The organism is Shewanella sp. Arc9-LZ (assembly GCF_010092445.1).
Taxonomy (GTDB): domain Bacteria; phylum Pseudomonadota; class Gammaproteobacteria; order Enterobacterales; family Shewanellaceae; genus Shewanella.
Window position 1 is genome coordinate 3,773,387 of record NZ_CP048031.1, and the last position, 17,652, is coordinate 3,791,038.

18 protein-coding genes are annotated in these 17,652 nt (G+C 41.4%); 5 read left to right on the plus strand and 13 right to left on the minus strand.

Annotation, left to right across the window (positions count from 1 at the left end; translation table 11 throughout):
* Positions 1-66 precede the first annotated feature (66 nt).
* Positions 67-411: a DUF3634 family protein gene (locus GUY17_RS16135; protein ID WP_101088792.1), complete on the plus strand. Its 345-nt coding sequence runs from the start codon at positions 67-69 to the stop codon at positions 409-411.
* 186 nt (positions 412-597) lie between these two features.
* On the opposite strand, the gene GUY17_RS16140 is transcribed toward GUY17_RS16135, so the two are convergent.
* The 13 genes from GUY17_RS16140 to GUY17_RS16200 form a co-directional block, all read right to left on the minus strand.
* Positions 598-1,098 carry a DUF3833 domain-containing protein gene (locus GUY17_RS16140; RefSeq protein ID WP_254439938.1) on the minus strand — a complete coding sequence of 167 codons (501 nt, stop codon included), beginning with the start codon at positions 1,096-1,098 and terminating at the stop codon, positions 598-600.
* Between the two features lie 143 nt (positions 1,099-1,241).
* Entirely contained in the window at positions 1,242-1,988 is a 747-nt protein-coding gene (locus tag GUY17_RS16145) for a chalcone isomerase family protein (RefSeq protein WP_162023731.1), read from the minus strand.
* The gene (locus GUY17_RS16150) at positions 1,985-2,515 is read right to left on the minus strand and encodes a DUF2878 domain-containing protein (protein WP_101088789.1); all 531 of its coding nucleotides are present in this window, start codon (positions 2,513-2,515) and stop codon (positions 1,985-1,987) included. Before GUY17_RS16150 ends, GUY17_RS16145 begins: the two co-directional genes overlap by 4 nt.
* Positions 2,516-2,595: 80 nt before the next feature.
* Positions 2,596-3,834, minus strand: coding sequence for a cyclopropane-fatty-acyl-phospholipid synthase family protein (locus tag GUY17_RS16155; RefSeq protein WP_162024387.1), 1,239 nt, complete (start codon positions 3,832-3,834; stop codon positions 2,596-2,598).
* A 100-nt stretch (positions 3,835-3,934) separates the two neighbouring features.
* A complete protein-coding gene (locus GUY17_RS16160; protein ID WP_162023732.1) occupies positions 3,935-4,756 on the minus strand; it encodes a DUF1365 domain-containing protein in 822 nt (273 codons plus the stop codon).
* Positions 4,753-6,021, minus strand: a complete 1,269-nt coding sequence (locus GUY17_RS16165) for an NAD(P)/FAD-dependent oxidoreductase (protein WP_162023733.1) — start codon at positions 6,019-6,021, stop codon at positions 4,753-4,755. Before GUY17_RS16165 ends, GUY17_RS16160 begins: the two co-directional genes overlap by 4 nt.
* A 54-nt stretch (positions 6,022-6,075) precedes the next feature.
* Positions 6,076-6,825: an SDR family NAD(P)-dependent oxidoreductase gene (locus GUY17_RS16170; protein WP_162023734.1), complete on the minus strand. Its 750-nt coding sequence runs from the start codon at positions 6,823-6,825 to the stop codon at positions 6,076-6,078.
* The gene (locus GUY17_RS16175; RefSeq protein WP_049763600.1) at positions 6,825-7,223 is read right to left on the minus strand and encodes a nuclear transport factor 2 family protein; all 399 of its coding nucleotides are present in this window, start codon (positions 7,221-7,223) and stop codon (positions 6,825-6,827) included. The genes GUY17_RS16170 and GUY17_RS16175 overlap by 1 nt, the downstream gene beginning before the upstream one ends.
* A gap of 331 nt (positions 7,224-7,554) precedes the next feature.
* The gene (locus tag GUY17_RS16180) at positions 7,555-8,880 is read right to left on the minus strand and encodes an ammonia-forming cytochrome c nitrite reductase subunit c552 (RefSeq protein ID WP_254439939.1); all 1,326 of its coding nucleotides are present in this window, start codon (positions 8,878-8,880) and stop codon (positions 7,555-7,557) included.
* A gap of 210 nt (positions 8,881-9,090) precedes the next feature.
* Complete coding sequence (locus GUY17_RS16185) at positions 9,091-10,302, minus strand: NnrS family protein (RefSeq protein WP_162023736.1); 1,212 nt, start codon at positions 10,300-10,302, stop codon at positions 9,091-9,093.
* Positions 10,303-10,615: 313 nt separating this feature from the next.
* Positions 10,616-12,049, minus strand: a complete 1,434-nt coding sequence (gene phrB / locus GUY17_RS16190; RefSeq protein ID WP_162023737.1) for a deoxyribodipyrimidine photo-lyase — start codon at positions 12,047-12,049, stop codon at positions 10,616-10,618.
* An 11-nt stretch (positions 12,050-12,060) separates the two neighbouring features.
* Complete coding sequence (locus GUY17_RS16195; RefSeq protein ID WP_162024388.1) at positions 12,061-13,014, minus strand: DUF523 and DUF1722 domain-containing protein; 954 nt, start codon at positions 13,012-13,014, stop codon at positions 12,061-12,063.
* Positions 13,015-13,283: 269 nt separating this feature from the next.
* Complete coding sequence (locus GUY17_RS16200) at positions 13,284-14,174, minus strand: DUF368 domain-containing protein (protein ID WP_162024389.1); 891 nt, start codon at positions 14,172-14,174, stop codon at positions 13,284-13,286.
* Between the two features lie 178 nt (positions 14,175-14,352).
* Here GUY17_RS16200 and GUY17_RS16205 point away from each other — a divergent pair, with 178 nt between their 5' ends.
* From GUY17_RS16205 to GUY17_RS16220, 4 genes are all read left to right on the plus strand, one after another.
* Positions 14,353-14,829 carry a hotdog fold domain-containing protein gene (locus tag GUY17_RS16205; protein ID WP_101088780.1) on the plus strand — a complete coding sequence of 159 codons (477 nt, stop codon included), beginning with the start codon at positions 14,353-14,355 and terminating at the stop codon, positions 14,827-14,829.
* Between the two features lie 45 nt (positions 14,830-14,874).
* Positions 14,875-15,762 carry a prohibitin family protein gene (locus tag GUY17_RS16210; protein WP_162023738.1) on the plus strand — a complete coding sequence of 296 codons (888 nt, stop codon included), beginning with the start codon at positions 14,875-14,877 and terminating at the stop codon, positions 15,760-15,762.
* Between the two features lie 206 nt (positions 15,763-15,968).
* Positions 15,969-17,117 (plus strand): DUF418 domain-containing protein, encoded by a 1,149-nt coding sequence (locus GUY17_RS16215; protein ID WP_162023739.1) that lies wholly within the window; start codon positions 15,969-15,971, stop codon positions 17,115-17,117.
* Between the two features lie 119 nt (positions 17,118-17,236).
* Positions 17,237-17,587 (plus strand): DUF1294 domain-containing protein, encoded by a 351-nt coding sequence (locus GUY17_RS16220; protein ID WP_123776436.1) that lies wholly within the window; start codon positions 17,237-17,239, stop codon positions 17,585-17,587.
* The last annotated feature ends 65 nt before the right edge of the window (positions 17,588-17,652 follow it).

The window sequence follows — 17,652 nt, forward strand, 5'->3', positions numbered from 1 at the left end:
CCATGGCATACCAGAGTATCTTATTGTTATAGCAACCGTTGAATATACGGCACAAAGGAGCGAACTATGGCTGATACCATCATAAAAATACTGATAATCGCAGGGTTATTTTTTCTGGCCTATAAACTGATTTTTAGTGGTAACCGTGGATTAACACTTTTTGAGATGCATTTTAAAGATGGCAAGCTCAATAAGCATAAAGGCAAAATACCGGAGAAGTTTGAACGTGATTGTCGTGCCATAGCCAAATCTAATAAACTGACTTGCACAGTCAGAGCTGAAAAATCTGGTGACGTACGTTTACACGTGTCGGCCAATATTGGCGATAATTTAATCCAGCAAATTCGTAACCAGTTTCCATTTGAGTATTACGATAAGAAACAGTCAGACGCGTCTAAACTTAAAGGCTAACATGGCCTGTTGAGCAAACGAAAAATGGACTCTAATGAGTCCATTTTTGTGTCTGTTTTCATGTCTATTTAGATTTAGTAAAAGTGACTGTACGCTCTAACTTAGTGCCCGACTATTGCTTAACACTTTCAGGGCTCAGCTTTTATGCTTAGTCGATTTAACTATTCAATGACTTAGCGATACCACTTAGTCAGGCTGTTTAGAAATCACCAAGGTGACTTGAGCGACTGTGATACCAAATTTAATAATATCGCTTTTATTGATAATGGTTTGCTCATCGACCAGAAACATCCAGTCATCAAAATGGACTTCATATTCACTACCATCAACTGGCAATATCATGTCATAACGCCATCGCAATGCACTACCGCGAGACTCACCTTGAGCAATGCCTAATATGTCATTGGCGGTGCCCTCATAGAGGCCATTTCCTTTGTCAGTAATGTTCCACACACGAGTTTGCTTTTCGCCATCATCGTAAATAAACCATTCGTTTATCACACCCTGCTTACCTTCAGGCGAATCAACCCAGTGCGCTTCCATGGTGACGGTAAATTTGCGGGTCACCTTGCCTGAAAAATCTTGTACTACTCCAGCGGCCGTTAATTTACCATCAAAAAACGTGGCTAAATCTAACGTTGGAGTCGTTTGTTGATAATCTTCAATCGATGCTGATGAACATGACATAACGCCTAATGCTAGTGCAACATATAAGCTGGTTTGAGCCAGCTTTCGCGCTAATTGCTTAGTTAATTGTTGAGTTAACCCTTGAGTTAACATTCGGGCGGAAAAATGTCGCTGCTTACGGATGAATAATAAAATCGCGCGCATTAGTTAACTCCAATCAGTTGGTTACGTAACTCAGGACGGCTGGTTTTCTCAGACAACCAAATGTCAAGAAACGCCTCTGGGAATTGGGCGTTACTGACTTGATAATAAGGGGTGTCGTTGAGTAAAAATGCCGCATCTTCAGGGGTGTTAACCTTAAAGGTCAGCCTGTCGCCCTGTTTAACATCTGGCCAGGCATTAACTAACTGCTGCCTGTACAATTCAATATTGGCTTCGGTGAAACCTAAGTGCTGCCATTGTTCAATAGTGGCATCAACCAAATCAATAGCATCGATATCGCGGTGGTATTGAATGTCGAGAATCATTGGAAAGCGATTAGCTTGGTATTTACCGTCAATAGAGAATAACTTCGCACTATAAATATCAAGCCATAACAGACTCATATCGGCAGTGCCAACTTGAATCAATGTCGCATCGCTTATATCGTTCTTGTCGCTTATATCGCTTATATCGCTCTTATCGCTTATACCGCTTATATCGCTTATATCGCTTATATCGTTTTTATCGCTTATATCGCTCTTATCGCTTATATCGCTCTTACCGCTTATATCACTTTTTTCGCCCTTATCGTTGATATCATTTGCAAACGCATCGTTAATGCTCACCGCAACAATCAACGTTAACACTAATGCGCCCACCACACCGAACAGTAGTTCGACCAACCAATGTGATGATTGATGTAACTTAATGTGTGGTTGCGACTTGACGCCATTATGTAAAGTTTTCATCTACGATTCTCCAAAGCAAGATCCACCGTTGTGATTCGAGAGCTAACAGCTAGCAATACGGGAAATAAGCAACTCCAGATCAATGCCAGTATAAACGCGCTCCACATCTCGCCTAAAGGCAACATTACTGCGTTAAATTTAGCTCCTGCGAGATAACTTAAACAGCCAAATACTCCACCAAATAAGGCTTGTAACCAAATAGGAAACTTTCTAAAAAAAGCTAAGCTGTAATCCAAACAAAGCGCAAAGTAGAACCACAACAATCCCAACCAGTAAGGAATATTGGCGAACTTAAATACGCCAAACCACACCAATAGACTGTCAACCGCGATGCCAATCACACCACAGACACACATTACCAGTGCATCATGACGAACTGATGTTGATAACAAAAAATGGCCAATGAGCAATAAAATAGACAGTAAGATAAGTTGGTTATGAGCTAATACGCCTGCCCACCACACCAATTGAAAGCACAATGCATTGATTAAAATATATAATTTTGGAGGAATACCGTAAGAAGACATAACACCTCACACTAACAGGATGAGACGTCCCGGCAACGTATTACCGGGGAATATAATGGCTATTGGGCTGTAGAACTATATTATAGTGGGCGGTATTGCGGTCGAACGGCAACAAGGTGAACCGTGCTAGTAGTGCGCTCTAAAAACCCACCTTCGCAGTAGCTCAAATAAAACTTCCACATACGGATAAAGTCATCGCCGTAATTTAAGGCTTTTATTTTATCGTAGGCAGCATCAAAATTTTCATGCCAGTGTTTTAGGGTACGCGCATAGTCCTTGCCCATATCGTCGATAGACCAGGTTACCATGTCGGTTTTCTTGGCAATATGTTTGGTCATTTCACTCACCGACGGTAAACAACCACCGGGAAAAATATAACGCTGAATAAAGTCAACACTCTTACGATAACTGTCGTAACGTTGATCGGAAATAGTAATAGCTTGAATGAGCATGCGACCGCTTGGCTTAAGCAGATGTTGTAGCTTTTCAAAAAATCCTGCTAAATATTCGTGTCCCACAGCTTCGATCATTTCAATTGAAACCACGCGATCATATTCACCAGTCAGTAAACGATAATCTTGTTTTAGTAAGGTAATCCTGTCTTCAAGCCCTTCTTGCTTTACTCGCGCCTGTGCATAATCGAACTGGGCATCAGAAATGGTAGTAGTGGTCACATGTACGCCATAATGTTTTGCAGCATAAATGGCCAACGCGCCCCAACCAGTTCCTACTTCAAGCAAGGTTTGACCTGGGGTTAACTCTAAGCGCTCGCAAATGGTGTGCAATTTATGTAATTGCGCTTCATTCAAGCTGCTGTCATCTGCAGGATAAAGTGCACTTGAATACATCATTTCTGGGTCAAGAAACTCCTTATACATGTCATTACCTAAGTCGTAATGAGCCAGAATATTGCGTTTTGAACCCGTTTCAGAATTACGATTAAATATATGCTTAATGCGATTAACGCCGTTGCTCAACCATGAAAAATAACGTTCTATGTTGTCTAGTAGTGCTAAGTTTTGCGCAAAAACCTGAACCACTTTGGTTAAGTCAGGACTACACCAATGGCCTTGAATATAAGCTTCGCCAGCCCCAATTGAACCACCAAATACCACTTGACGATAAAAGTTGGCATGCTGAACTTGCATAGTTGCGTGAACTTCGCTTTTAGGATCGCCAAACTCTGATGTTTGATTACCATCGACAATGGTTAAATGACCTTCTGCAAGATGTGCTAATGCACGAAGAAGAATTTTCCTTGCTAGGCTGTCAGACAAACTCGCTTGAGTCATGCTGCTTTCTGTCGCCGTATTTTCCATGTCATCTCTCCAGTTCATACACTGTCTAATTCGTTCGCTTTATTGGCGTAATTAAAGACTAATACGTGATAAGCATCTATTTGGTTTACATTTTGTAAAATTAGTTAGCTTTAATCGTTTGCTTGCCTACAAAAGGGATTCGTTTAATAAATAGCTTCATTGCCTGCCAATAAATACCCAGCATAATTTTGCTAGTCATCAAGGGATAATTCAGCATAAATCGGCGCATAGATCGCGAATTTATCGATTGGCGTTTTAACACTAAACCGGCATCAAATAATTTATCGTTATTGGCATTTCGATTTTCGATGGTCACTTTCAAGTTTTTGGCCGGAGGCGTAATACGCCACAAGTAATGCATGTCTAAATTCATAAACGGAGACACATGAAAGACTTTGTCTGTTTGAACGGTATTCGCAATATCAACCAGATAACAATGGCGCTCATTCCAAGGGGTATTACTGACCTCGGCAAGCATATAAACCATGTCATTTTGATGATAACAAAAGTAAAAATTGACCGGACTAAAATAAAAACCAAAATGGCGTATCTGCCCAGAAAATATCACTTTATCGCATGTTTGTGTGGCACCTAAATGCTTAATGGTTGCCAACACGCGTTGCTTTAATGCGCCGGCATCATCCCCTCGGCTCGCCGAGCTCAGCACAAGTTGCTCACCAAATTGCTGCTTTAGGGAATTGAGGTAATCGCCAGGGATAAATTTAAGCGGAGTAAACTTGTCTGTGGAAAACAATTTACTGACCGCCGTTAATGCCGGCAGTTCATCTAAATCAATTGCCATCATCGCAATGTTATAACCAAAACTGTGCAACTTAGGCGTATGACGGCGATGGTTTATCTTGCCGCAATAAATGCCACTGTTTAATTGATCATGTTCCATTATCGATGTGGTTTGACTCATAGACTAATCCCAAACAGATCGCATACTTCAACTGCGCTACGAACGCCGTCTTCATGAAATCCATTATGCCAGTAAGCACCAGCAAAATAGGTATTATGTTTACCATTAATGAGTGATTTTTTCGCTTGCGACTTCATGCTGGCATCATTAAATACTGGGTGAGCATAATTAAACTTTCGCAAAATTTTACTTTCATCAATCGATGCAGTTTGATTTAAGGTGACACAAAATGTAGGTGCACTACTCGGTAAACACTGCAAAATATTCATATTATACGTCACGCTAGCCGGACGCTGAGCAATATCTTGCTGATTAACACCATCTAAACGATAGTTCCAACTTGCCCATGCCGCTTTACGCTTAGGCAATAAATTAATATCTGTGTGCAGCACCACTTCATTATTTTGATATTCCATTGCGCCTAACACGTCGATCTCATCTTGAGTGGCATCGGTTAACATCGCTAACGCTTGATCGCTATGGCAACTCAACACTACATCGTCGAAGTGCTGCCATTCACCGTTAGCAACTTGAACATACACACCATCATCGCTACGTTTGATACCACTCACTGGAGAATTAAGCTGGATACGTTCTTTAAACGGTGCGGTTAAGGCTGGGATATAACTGCGCGATCCACCTTCAAGTACATACCATTGCGGGCGATCATTAATATTTAATAAACCATGATGCTGGAAAAAACGAATAAAGAATCGCAATGAAAAGCCGCGCATATCATCAATACTGGCAGACCAAATCGCCGCGCCCATAGGCAAAATGTAATGCTCACAGAAAAAGGCTGAGAAACCTTGTTGATCAAGATACTCACCGAGTGAAGACGTTGGGTAATTGTCGGCCTCATAAATAACTTTACAACCATTGTTGAAACGAACAATTTCACCTAAAAACCGGTAAAAACTTGGGCGTAACAAATTACGACGTTGGGCAAATAAGCTCCACAAATTATGACCATTATATTCAAGCCCAGTGAGTGCATTATTAACACTAAAACTCATTTCAGTCGGTAAAGACTTAATATTAAGTTGTGCCATTAATGTTTCAAATAGCGGATAAGTCCGGTCATTAAACACAATAAAACCAGAGTCTATTGCGTATTGCTGCCCTGCTACTTCCACATCAATGGTCGCTGTATGGCCACCAATATAATCATTAGCCTCAAACACGGTTACCGTGTGTTCACGGCTTAATAGGTGGGCACACGTTAACCCCGAAATCCCAGTACCAATTACAGCAATATTTTTCATTTAGTTAATCCTTGACGCTAATACTTGTTCTTGTGGTGAATTGACTTGGGTTTACTATTTAGGTGCCAGCAAAAATACTAGTAATTTTTCTGGCAATAAAGAGGCTAATTTAAGTAACCAAGTAAATTTAGTTGGGAAATGGATTTCACGGCGTTGACGCTGCATACCATTATAAATAGCCTCAGCCGCTTGCTTAGCGGTGATTTGCATTGGCATAGCAAAGTCGTTTTTGGCGGTTAACGGGGTTTTAACAAAGCCCGGACAAATAACGCTCACCCCAATACCATGCTGAGCAAGGTCAACTCGTAAACTACGGCCTAAATAACCAATAGCCGCTTTTGATGAACCATAAGCTTCGGCACGCGGAAACGGTAAATAAGTGGCACTTGAACTCATTAACCCGAGTTGCGCACCACGGCTCAATAAAGGTAAAAAATGCTCAAGGCAGTAACCCATGGCAACCACATTAGTATTGATGACTCTGGCAAATAGCGCTGAGTCGAAATGCAATGCATCGTCAATGTATTCACAGCTGCCAGCATTAAGAATCACCTGCTGCAACTGCCAGTGATTATCGTGTAACAGTTGCTTAAGTTTGGCGGCGGCGGCTTGTACCTGAGAACTATCGGTAATATCAAATTCAAGCGGAGTGGCACCAGTTATGGCTTGTAAGGCTTGGGCATTTCGACCACAGGCTATAACGGCCACGCCTTTAGCCAGATAATGCTCCGCTAAAGCTAAACCAATACCAGAACTTGCACCGGTTATCAAAACCGCTGTTGTATCCGCAGAAACCATTGCCATTACTTAGTCACCCTATTTTTGAGTAAGCCAATTAATCCACCTAAAAACGGCACTTGCTCGTACAGCATTTGGCCCAGATCAAAATAATCACGGTGAGAAAAAATCTTATCAGAGAATTTAAGTTGTGACATGCCTTCAACATTAATCAGCTGTCCCTTACTTAATTTAGGGTGTGAATAGCTCATAGTCCAATACAATGCAGCTTGTTGCTTATCAGCACTGATCACCACTTCTTTAATATCAAATTCAATGTGGGTGACATTTTGATACATGTTGGCAAAATAATCGGTTAATGCTTCGATTCCCTCTACATGATGCATGGGATCTCGAAAGCAAATATCATCCCGATAAACTTGACGTAGTAAGAATAGATTATCTTTATTAAGCTGTTGATACATATTAATAAAGTCATCAACAATAACCGGATGACCATTAACGGACGCAGAGCGGTCAGCATTTAATGATTCGGATTGAGTATCAACTGTCGACTGTGCACCTTGCATTAACGGACTCCTATTACACGACCAAGAAAGAATACACGCAACCAGATATAACAATGCCTTATATGACAATAAGATAACAGTATTTCATGGCCGTGCAGTAAATAAAAACTAACTTGGTATCCATACGAGATAGCGCAGGAAGTAGATCACCCTTTAAACGAATCACAAAGTAACACGCCTAAGCATGGCTTAGGCGTTAATAACGTTTATAAATTGAAACTGTTCTTTAGTAACCCTTTTTGGCTACCGGCTGCCAGTACTTATCAACTTCTTGTTTAATAAAAGCTTGTTTGGCTTTAATGGCATCAGCTTCAATAAATCCAATAGCGGCATGGGCTTTTTGTTTGGTACTGTAATCTGGATACTCAACTTCGGTAACAGACATTTGACTCAATATGCGGGCTAATGCTTCACGGGCATACGTAACCTGTTCAGTTGATTTATCCAGTAACTCAATCCCTTCTTTAGGATTATGAGCGTACATACCATGCGATGCGGTGGCAAAATCCCAGCGCCATTGTGAATGACGAATAGCCATAATCGCATCATTCATTTGCGGCCATGTGGCTCCGGCATCCCAAGCCGCTTTGGCTTCGTAATGTGCTTTAATCAGCAATGACTCTACATTTCGTGATTTAGCATCAATATTGGCTTTGGTTTTATCAAGCTTTTTGGTGATGGCCGCTTTACTGCTATGACAATTTGCACAACTACGATCAAAATTGTCTAATGCGCCACCCACCTTATGGTCAGTAAATGTAGCGCCTTTTTCATCGGTCGCAGGCGGCATATGACAAGTTATACACGTCACACCTTGCTTAGCATGAGCCGAACGGCTCCAATGCTCAAACTCTGGATGACGCGCTTTTAATATTGGGGTTTTAGAAATGGGGTGGATCCATTCGTAAAAGCGACGAGTGTCGTAATATTTTTCAATTTCATCAGCAGTGCTGCCAAAAATCCATGGAATATTAACTTTGTTATTATTTTCAGGCTGGAAATAATAACTCACATGACATTGACCACAAACCTGAGCGCCTTGCATGCTGCGGTCTTGCTTATCAAAAGGCAGTTTAATTTTTTCCATCGCATTTTGCGCATGAGGGCGTGGTAATGCGAGTTTAGCACTGCCATCAACATGACAATCACTGCAATAAACAACGGATTTGATTTCACGGCCTAAATCGACAAAATTAGCACCTGAAAAACCTTGCATACCCATTTCTTTGATCAATCTAGGAGCATCAGGTGTTTTACAGGTCCAGCAACTGGCAGATAAACCTTTGTCGCCTTCAGCTATTGCAACACCAGTACGCAAGGTATGCGTCACGTCAGCAACAGCAAACTGATGCCCTCGAGGGCTATGGTATTCTTTGGCAAATGACGAACCCGCCCATAAAATGATATTGGCAGGATATTGCGCCAGTATATCGTCTCGTTCGACTTGTTCTTCTGTTGCTTGCCAAGAGTCATATTGTTGTGGAAACTTAAGTTGATTAGGATCCACTTCAGCACTTTGAAGCGACCAAGACGTTAAACTCAGCAATGCCATTGCGCTAATAATAATGCTTAACCCTACCTTGCTTCGCATTGGCCGAGTCGCTTTCATTATTACATCGATAAGTAGATCCATCATATTGCTAACCTTTCTCCAATCTCTTAATTTACAGCGCTACACTGTTCGATAAGTCTGTAGCACTACTTTTGAACTGTTTAGTATAGTTAACTGTTTCGTTAACTTGCGTCATCAATTTAGCTCACGTTATCCAGGACGGCCATCAAGACGTGGTCGTAGTAAAATCGGCGCGTAAAACCACACAAATAAACCAAAACCGACAAACCAACATGCTCCAGCTGCCCATAACCAAATTTGGGTGTACTCAGGCATCAACAAAGGCATTCCTGCACGTAAAACAGCAGCGAGAGGCAAACATAAAAATGCCCACGTCATGTTGGGGCCTTGATAGATATTGCGACTAGTATGCCCAAGTGAAACGCGAGAAATCATTGATAAACATAATGATGCGATGCCGCCAATAGCAAATAAATGCAATAAGGTACGATAGGCATATTCGTTATCAATGTTGATTGCCATTAATAACAATGTGATTGGCAACGATAGATACGAAATATGCAATGACCACAGCATCGGCTCTTTTAGGGTTTTATGTGCTTGCCAACGAGCAAAACGGACTAAATGCAATATGCCTGCTACTGCTAAAAGTGCTTGTTCAACTCCTTTGGGGAACCAGTGACTTATTGCTTGAATAAACAGTAAACCCATTGCTAATAATAATGTATTTTCTAACACATTAATGGGATCAGGCTTGGGTTGTTGAATTTTCATTGCGGTAAAAAATGGGATCACTCGACCGCCAACAATGGTAATAACCATGGCAAGCCACCAAATCATTCCTTGCCATAATTGGGTCGATAACGAAAAGTTACGTTCGGACAAGGCGTAATAACTGGCTAAATTAACCAACAATGCGACCACCAGCATGATAGGAAAACCTATATTGCGCCATTGTTTAACCGGATAAATACAGCGCCACAATGCCAACGCACTTAACCCTAAAAATAAGCTGTCAAATATTGCAGGTAGTATCAAAGGAATGTTCATTGGTAATAGCAACATTAAGCGGGCAATGAGCCAACAACCAAAGGTGACCATTAACGCGCGTCCCGTAATGGTGGGTTGATTGGTCCACGCTTGTACTGCTGTGAGTAAAAAACCGCACACAATAGCCATAGCGAAACCAAATAACATTTCGTGAGGATGCCACCATAGCGGCACAACATTGGCCCAAAACTCACTGTTAAATAAGCTATATTGCGGAGTAAACCAGCCCATTAACCACAACGGGATGTATAACGCTGCGACACTTGCTCCACCTAAAAAAAACGGTCTAAAACCCAAACGCCATATTGCAGGAGTGTTATCAATTTCAGCAGGATCATCAATATTCAGCATAAGCAGTGCACTCACTTAGTGGATTAACATCAACAAGATTTAAACATGTATAATATATAAATCTTTAATATAGCCATTCTATGCTGTTAATTGATGTGCTTCAATCAATACTCATCAATCCACTCACCAGCCAAGCTCATAGTGTGATCTAACGCAAAAAAAGCCGCTATTATCATAAGAGATAATAGCGGCTTAATTGTGTTGTTGCTGATTTCTCGAACTAAAATGGACTCAGTAACCTGAGTTCAAGATAAAAAACGGCTCTCAAACAGCCCTTTGTCTTGCTAACTGCGTTAAATGTTGATCGAAACAATTAACCACGCTTTAGCGCACTTAGTACTTCTATCGCCCGCAAGCGTGCCATCTTGTGTTCAACAATAGGTTGTGGGTATCGGTCATCCTGGCGTTGTGCAAATAAGTCATTAACATTGATGGTTTTGGGTTGATGAATATCGGCCAAAGACCAAGTAGACAATTCGGGAACATAATGCTTTATGAAACTGGCATCAGGGTCGAACTTGCTACTTTGGGTCATTGGGTTAAATACGCGAAAATAAGGTTGCGCATCGCAGCCTGTTCCTGCTGACCATTGCCAACCACCATTATTGGCGGCTAAGTCACCATCAATTAGTTTTTGCCTAAAATATCGCTCGCCCCAACGCCAATCCACCAATAGGTGTTTAGTTAAAAAGCTGGCTACCACCATGCGTAATCGATTATGCATCCAACCGGTTTGATTTAATTGACGCATAGCAGCATCAATAATTGGATAGCCTGTTTGGCCATCACACCAGGCGGTAAACTCAGCAAGATTATTACGCCACACAATGCCGTCGCCTAACTCATTAAAGTTATGGTTCATGGATAAGCGTGGAAATGCCACCAGTAAATGGCGATAAAACTCACGCCAAATCAATTCATTTAACCACGTTTTTGCGGGGCAAGTGTCATCAACTAAGGCTTGAGGATAACGCGCTAATATCGCTGCGACACATTGACGAGAACTAATAACCCCAATAGCTAAAAAAGGCGATAATCGACTGGTTCCTTCAAGGGCTGGAAAATCCCTCTCAGCTTGATAATCTGCAACTTGGTTTGCCAGAAATTGATCGAGTATTCGCTTTGCAGCGCCTTCTCCAGCAGACCATTGCTCACTAGACATTTTATCGCAGTTAAATACGATTTCGCTAGGGGCTGGAAGTACAGCAGCGATTGGCGCAGGCACCGCGACCGGAACAATCGCGCGCTGGCCGGCAATGCTTTTCCACTTTTTAGCAAAAGGGCTAAAGACTTTGTACATATCACCAGCCAAGTTTTTCACTTGCCCAGCTGCTAATACACAATCTTGGTCGATTAACGTTAATGGTACACCGCTATCGATTAAAGCGCGGTCTCGACGACGTTCATTTATTTCAGGCTCATTAGCAGCATACACAGTTGCTATATCATGTTGTGCGATATAAGCGGCTAACAGGGTTTGTACTTCATCAAAGTCTTGTGCGTGCAACACATCTAGATGAATACCTAACACCGCCAATGCCTGCGCTAACAAATTGACATGTCGCTGGATAAAATCAATTTGTATCGGTGCAACATCATGCTGCGCCCATTGTGCTGGTGTGACAAAATACACAGCTCGAACATGACTATGATTACTGGCAGCAAACTCACACGCAGCCACTAAAGCCGGATTATCTGCCACCCGTAAATCTTGCCTAAACCACATCAAACTATTCATAGAAGTCATTCACAATAGACCTAATAAGCATAACGAAGCTTAAGCGCTTCTGGATGTGGATTTAAATACACCTGCTCTTGAATATACGGGGTATGAAACTCACGTACATAATGGTTAATCAAGGTGATTGGCACCAGCAAAGGCAATAACCCTTGGCGATACTTTAAAATTGACTCACTCAACTCTTCTTTCTGTTCAGCGGTCAATTGCTTCTTAAAATAGCCTTGAATATGCTGCAAAGTACTGGTGTGATTTTTACGGGTGGCAATAATTTTAAGTGCCGTCATAAAGCCTTCAAAATATTGTTGCGCAGTTTGCTCAACATCTTGAATATCAGCCAGTATAGGTCCTAAATCGCGATACCACTGCGGGCTGTGGGCCATTAATAGATACTTATAACGCGAATGGAACTGCATTAACTTATGCTTAGTGATGCCCGATTTAGTCATTTGCTTCCAATCGTTATAAGCAAATACACGGGTAAAAAAGTTTTCTCTTAATGGCAAATCATGCAAACGGCCTTCTTCTTCTACAGGCAGAAATGGGTAGCGTTCCATTAATTTTTTTGCAAAAACACCGATGCCGGTTTTAGTGCCATGATTGGTACCAATTTTGTACTCGGTAACCCTTTCCATGCCACAGGTTGGTGATTTGGCACATAAAATATAACCGCCAAGGTAATCAAGCTCTTCCACTTTGGCTTGGGAGTATTCATTAAGCTTGTCTGTCACATCGAGCGTTCCATCAGCACTGCGAATATGCACTACATCGCCATCTCGTATTTGACGGATACTTTTGCGTGGTGCGCCCATGCCAATCGCCATTTCAGGGCAAACAGTGGTGTATTCAAAAAATGGTTCTATTTCTTGTCTACAGTAATAAGAGTTTTTGTGTCCGCCATCAAAGCGGACTTGGTTACCCAACAAGCAACTGCTGATCCCAATTTGGATTTTTTCTGGCACAAATGTATCGATATTTGGCATATTATGCACTCCTGTGGCAACTGTAATATTCCCAAAGTGGGATAAAAAAAGATGTCATGCTAACTACATATACTATTAAGCAAAAATACGAATAAAACACCCATTAAGTTCATTATTTATAGGGTTATTTATCGTTTTTGCAATATGAGCCTACATATTAGTCAAATAACGCACACAAAAAAACAGAACCTAAGTTCTGCTTCATTATTCATCTTTTACTTGTCTTCCACCTGAACGGCCCAGATTAAGCTTCAACAGGATTAACTATTCGCTTTGTTGCCGACGCGTTCTAATCCCCACACCAAACCAATCCCCACCAGCAGACACACTATGGCAATGATAATTTGTGATGATTCGCCAGTGATTTGCTCAAACTGAAACGGAGATAAATTTTGCTCAACCAAAGGCACTAATTCACCCTTAGAATTCTCGCGCCAACTGATCACTTGTTTCCATGGCCAAATTTTACCTAGCGTCCCGAGCATTAATCCCGTTAAAAATAATAACGTCGTGTCATGGAATTTACGTAACAAGGCCGATAACACATGACTAAAACTTAATAATCCAATCACAGCACCAATCGCAAAACAGGCTAAATAAACAATATCAAAGCCTTTAGCTGCCGCTAATACCGCTGGATACATCCCTAAAAGCAACAAAATAAAGCTGCCTGAAATCCCAGGTAATATCATGGCGCAAATAGCAATAGCACCACAAAAGAAGAAATTAAGGTAACTCACCTGCATTTCAATAGGATGTAACACTGTAATAGCCCACGCAAAGGCGACACCGACAATGAACATGGCAATCCGCATAGCAGTGAATTTGTTCACTTGCTTAAGCATATGAACCACTGAAAATAAAATTAATCCAAAAAAGAACGACCACACAGGAATGGGGTGAGTAACCAATAGCCAAGAAATCAATTTAGCTAAGGTAAAAATACTGGTGAGGATCCCACCAAATACACACACGAGAAAAGGACCGTTAATGTGTAAAAAGGCGGCTTTAATGCCTTTTTGTTTGATAATGCCCACTAACGACCAGTTTATTTTGCGAATGCCATCCAATAATGGGTCTAAAATACCGGTAATAAACGCAATAGTGCCACCCGACACGCCCGGCACAACATCTGCAGCGCCCATGGCCATACCTTTGAAATAATTCAATAACAGTGAGTCAGTTTTCAAAATTCATCCTTAATGTGTCTAATCACGTAAATTATACCTGTGCCCTTTGCAATGAGCGATGGAAAATATTCAACGGGGCTTTTCCGCAGGTTACAACAATGTTAATCTCGTCCGACCAGATAACGATTAGAGTTCATTTATGATCCCAACTAAACCCAATAAAGTCATGTCGCTATATAAGAAAGTCACTGCTTATCCATTTGGTAAACAGATTTTTTCTAAAATGGTGTCTCGAATGGCGCCCTATTTTGGCACAGTACACCCTTACATAAGTGATTTACGCGTTAACCGCTGCGAATGTTTAATCAAAAAGCGCAAGAAAGTCCAAAATCATATTGGAACCGTGCATGTGATTGCCATTTGTAATGGTCTGGAAATGGCCATGGGTACGATGGCAGAAGCATCTATCCCGGCTCATTTACGCTGGATCCCTAAAGGCATGAGCGTTGATTACACCGCCAAAGCGGGCAGCGACATTTTATGTGTGGCAGAGGTAAAACCAGAACAATGGCAAGTGGGTGATATGTTAGTCGACGTAAAAGCCTATGACACTAACGGTGTTGTGGTGGTCCAAGGGCATATTAAGCTATGGATTTCAGAGAAACCTCAAAAATAACTAAGTAATTTAATCACCTTTATTCACTTTTGCTAGGGAAGCATAATGTTAAAAAATGGTCTGGCGCAAGCTAACACAAATCATCTCGGTAAAATCATTCCTGTCGTAGTTTTACTGCTAATGCTGATCAGTTTATATGGTAGCTGGTATACCATTGATCAGGGCGAACGTGGGGTATTGCTGCGTAACGGTAAAATTATTGATACTGCAGAACCCGGTCTTGGATTTAAAATTCCACTGATGGATACCGTGGTTAAAATATCAACCCAAACTCACACCGCAAACTACCAAGGTTTACAGGCGTATAGCCGCGATCAACAACCAGCCACCTTACGCGCATCTGTCACATTTAGCATACCGCCAGATCGTGTTGAAGAAGTATATGCTAATTTCAAAAGTATCGACTTAATGGTGTCGCGCTTACTCGACCGCCAAGTGCCAACCCAAATTGAGAATATTTTTGGTAAATACACTGCTATTTCTGCCGTCCAAGAACGTATCAAGTTTGGTATTGATGTGACTGACGCCATTACTAAATCGATTAAAGGCCCGGTGACCATTAATTCGGTACAGATTGAAAATATCGACTTTAGCAACGCATACGAGAAATCAGTAGAAGACAGAATGCGTGCAGAAGTAGAAGTACAAACCCAATTACAGAATCTTGAAAAAGAGCGTGTTAGTGCCCAAATTGCTGTCACTCAAGCACAAGCGGAAGCAGACTCACAATTGGCCCGCGCAATTGCCGAAGCAGAAAGTATCCGTATTAAAGGTAACGCAGAAGCATCAGCCATTAAAATTCGTGCTGAAGCGCTAGCGCAAAATCAAAATTTAGTTGAATTGACTAAAGCGGAACGTTGGGATGGGCGCTTACCAACAACCATGCTACCTACTGGTACTATCCCGTTTCTTGAAGTGCAAACAACCAAATAAACCAAACTGCATACTTCACAAACCAAGCGTTCGGTATTAATACTGAACGCTTGGTTTTTTATCATCATCTTGCCTCACCTAAACGTATTATCTAGTTGCATTACCGCTTTTGGCTGGTAATCTCTAACAGCGCCTCTTTAATGAATAAAGAGGGTTTATAAACAGCTAAAAATAAAAGGAATTAAGCGATTAACACTGTAACCTACATGGATGAGCATAGCGCTCCGGTCCAACAAGCTCGTTTGGCTAATCTTGACGCTATCAGAGGGCTTGGCGTATTAGGTATTTTCTTCCTTAATATCTATTTTATGGGCAATAGTTTTTTCGGTTACGCTCCTCATGAGGTTCAACCCACCAGCGACATTATCCTACTCATTTTTAGCAATTTCTTTTTAGAAGGTCGTTTCTTTAGCCTATTTGCGATGATTTTTGGGGTGGGAATGCTAATCCAATACCAACGCCAGCAAATGAGAATGGAGACAGCCACCACTACTCAGCAGAATAAACGCATAAAAAGCCGTCTGTATTGGTTAATTGCCTTTGGCGTAATACACGCTATTTTCATCTTTCCTGGCGATATATTATTGTCTTATGGTGTCAGTGGATTATTGGCTTTTCGCTACATTAGCCTCAGTGCCGATGAACTAATTCGTAAAGCTAAATGGTTTATCTTTTTATCATTTATACCCATCGCACTTATTTCGCTCATGCCAGACGATCAAGTTTATTCACGAGATTCTGCTTTCTTCATCGAGCAACTTGCTGCTTGGACAGGCAGCTACCAACAACAACTGACCCTGCACCTAACCATGTTTGCGTACATGCTGGCGGTTATTCCATTAACGTTAATGTGGTATATCACCGGCTTAATGCTTTTAGGGATGGCGTTATATAGACGCAATATCTTTGTTGATGGATTGGATAATAAAACCCTGTGGCAATGTGTATTTTGGGCCATCACATTAGCATCATTAGACTCGATATTAAGTCTAAGTGGCAATCAGATGTTGGAGTCGATGTCTGATCTTTTATTGTGGTTCAGCGCTATTGCGACGGCTTTGATTTACATCCACATTATTGTTAAATTCTGCCAAAATACGCCACATAGACTGAAGCTACTGCAAAACGTCGGGCGGATGGCGTTTAGTTTGTACATTCTCCAGTCAATAGTCGGTATTTTACTGTTACGTTATATCGCACCAGACTGGCTGTACTCACTAGACCGGATAGGTTACGTCTCAATTGCGATTATCTACAGTGTATTTCAACTGTTGTTAGCGGATGTCTATTTACGCAAATTCAATCAAGGCCCATTAGAAAAGCTTTGGCGTGTATTAGTCTCCCGCACAAGCTAATGAAACATATACACTTAAAAGAAGAATCTATGCAACTACCATTGTGTGCAATGCTGATTAATCTCATCAGTATGACGAAATCAATATGATAAAATTAATCTCACAGAGCAGGCACTAAAATGAATAAGTTTGCTTGGTTGATGTTGCTGCTCATTAGCGCTATTTTTGCCACTATTCAGCCCTGGTTAGCTGGGGTATATGGCCTAATTAATCTGGTCACTTTTAGTTTGTATTATCGTGATAAATCGGCCGCTAAACAGGGGCAATGGCGCATAAAAGAAAGTACCTTACAGTTTTTTTCTTTAATTGGCGGCTGGCCAGCAGCGCTACTCGGCCAGTATCACTTACGTCATAAAACCCAAAAATCGTCTTTTAAACGGATATTGTGGTGTTGCATCGTACTCAACTCAGTTGGAGTCAGCTTATTGTGTTATCAGCAGTGGCATCCGTTATTCGATGCATACCGTTAAGCTGTTGGTTCAATTATCGCTTCAATCGTGTTGATGAGTATTAGCCCAGCAATTTTTACGCTAAA

Excerpts from the sequence above, each read along its gene's own strand:
- GUY17_RS16155 (WP_162024387.1), bottom strand. The coding sequence starts at position 3,834 with ATGGAAAATACGGCGACAGAAAGCAGCATGACTCAAGCGAGTTTGTCT.
- GUY17_RS16140 (WP_254439938.1), bottom strand. The coding sequence starts at position 1,098 with ATGTCATGTTCATCAGCATCGATTGAAGATTATCAACAAACGACTCCA.
- GUY17_RS16135 (WP_101088792.1), top strand. The coding sequence starts at position 67 with ATGGCTGATACCATCATAAAAATACTGATAATCGCAGGGTTATTTTTT.
- GUY17_RS16205 (WP_101088780.1), top strand. The coding sequence starts at position 14,353 with ATGATCCCAACTAAACCCAATAAAGTCATGTCGCTATATAAGAAAGTC.
- GUY17_RS16185 (WP_162023736.1), bottom strand. The coding sequence starts at position 10,302 with ATGCTGAATATTGATGATCCTGCTGAAATTGATAACACTCCTGCAATA.
- GUY17_RS16160 (WP_162023732.1), bottom strand. The coding sequence starts at position 4,756 with ATGAGTCAAACCACATCGATAATGGAACATGATCAATTAAACAGTGGC.
- GUY17_RS16150 (WP_101088789.1), bottom strand. The coding sequence starts at position 2,515 with ATGTCTTCTTACGGTATTCCTCCAAAATTATATATTTTAATCAATGCA.
- GUY17_RS16180 (WP_254439939.1), bottom strand. The coding sequence starts at position 8,880 with ATGGCATTGCTGAGTTTAACGTCTTGGTCGCTTCAAAGTGCTGAAGTG.
- GUY17_RS16175 (WP_049763600.1), bottom strand. The coding sequence starts at position 7,223 with ATGTATCAACAGCTTAATAAAGATAATCTATTCTTACTACGTCAAGTT.
- GUY17_RS16170 (WP_162023734.1), bottom strand. The coding sequence starts at position 6,825 with ATGGCAATGGTTTCTGCGGATACAACAGCGGTTTTGATAACCGGTGCA.
- GUY17_RS16200 (WP_162024389.1), bottom strand. The coding sequence starts at position 14,174 with ATGGCCATGGGCGCTGCAGATGTTGTGCCGGGCGTGTCGGGTGGCACT.
- GUY17_RS16165 (WP_162023733.1), bottom strand. The coding sequence starts at position 6,021 with ATGAAAAATATTGCTGTAATTGGTACTGGGATTTCGGGGTTAACGTGT.
- GUY17_RS16210 (WP_162023738.1), top strand. The coding sequence starts at position 14,875 with ATGTTAAAAAATGGTCTGGCGCAAGCTAACACAAATCATCTCGGTAAA.
- phrB (WP_162023737.1), bottom strand. The coding sequence starts at position 12,049 with ATGACTTCTATGAATAGTTTGATGTGGTTTAGGCAAGATTTACGGGTG.
- GUY17_RS16215 (WP_162023739.1), top strand. The coding sequence starts at position 15,969 with ATGGATGAGCATAGCGCTCCGGTCCAACAAGCTCGTTTGGCTAATCTT.
- GUY17_RS16220 (WP_123776436.1), top strand. The coding sequence starts at position 17,237 with ATGAATAAGTTTGCTTGGTTGATGTTGCTGCTCATTAGCGCTATTTTT.
- GUY17_RS16145 (WP_162023731.1), bottom strand. The coding sequence starts at position 1,988 with ATGAAAACTTTACATAATGGCGTCAAGTCGCAACCACACATTAAGTTA.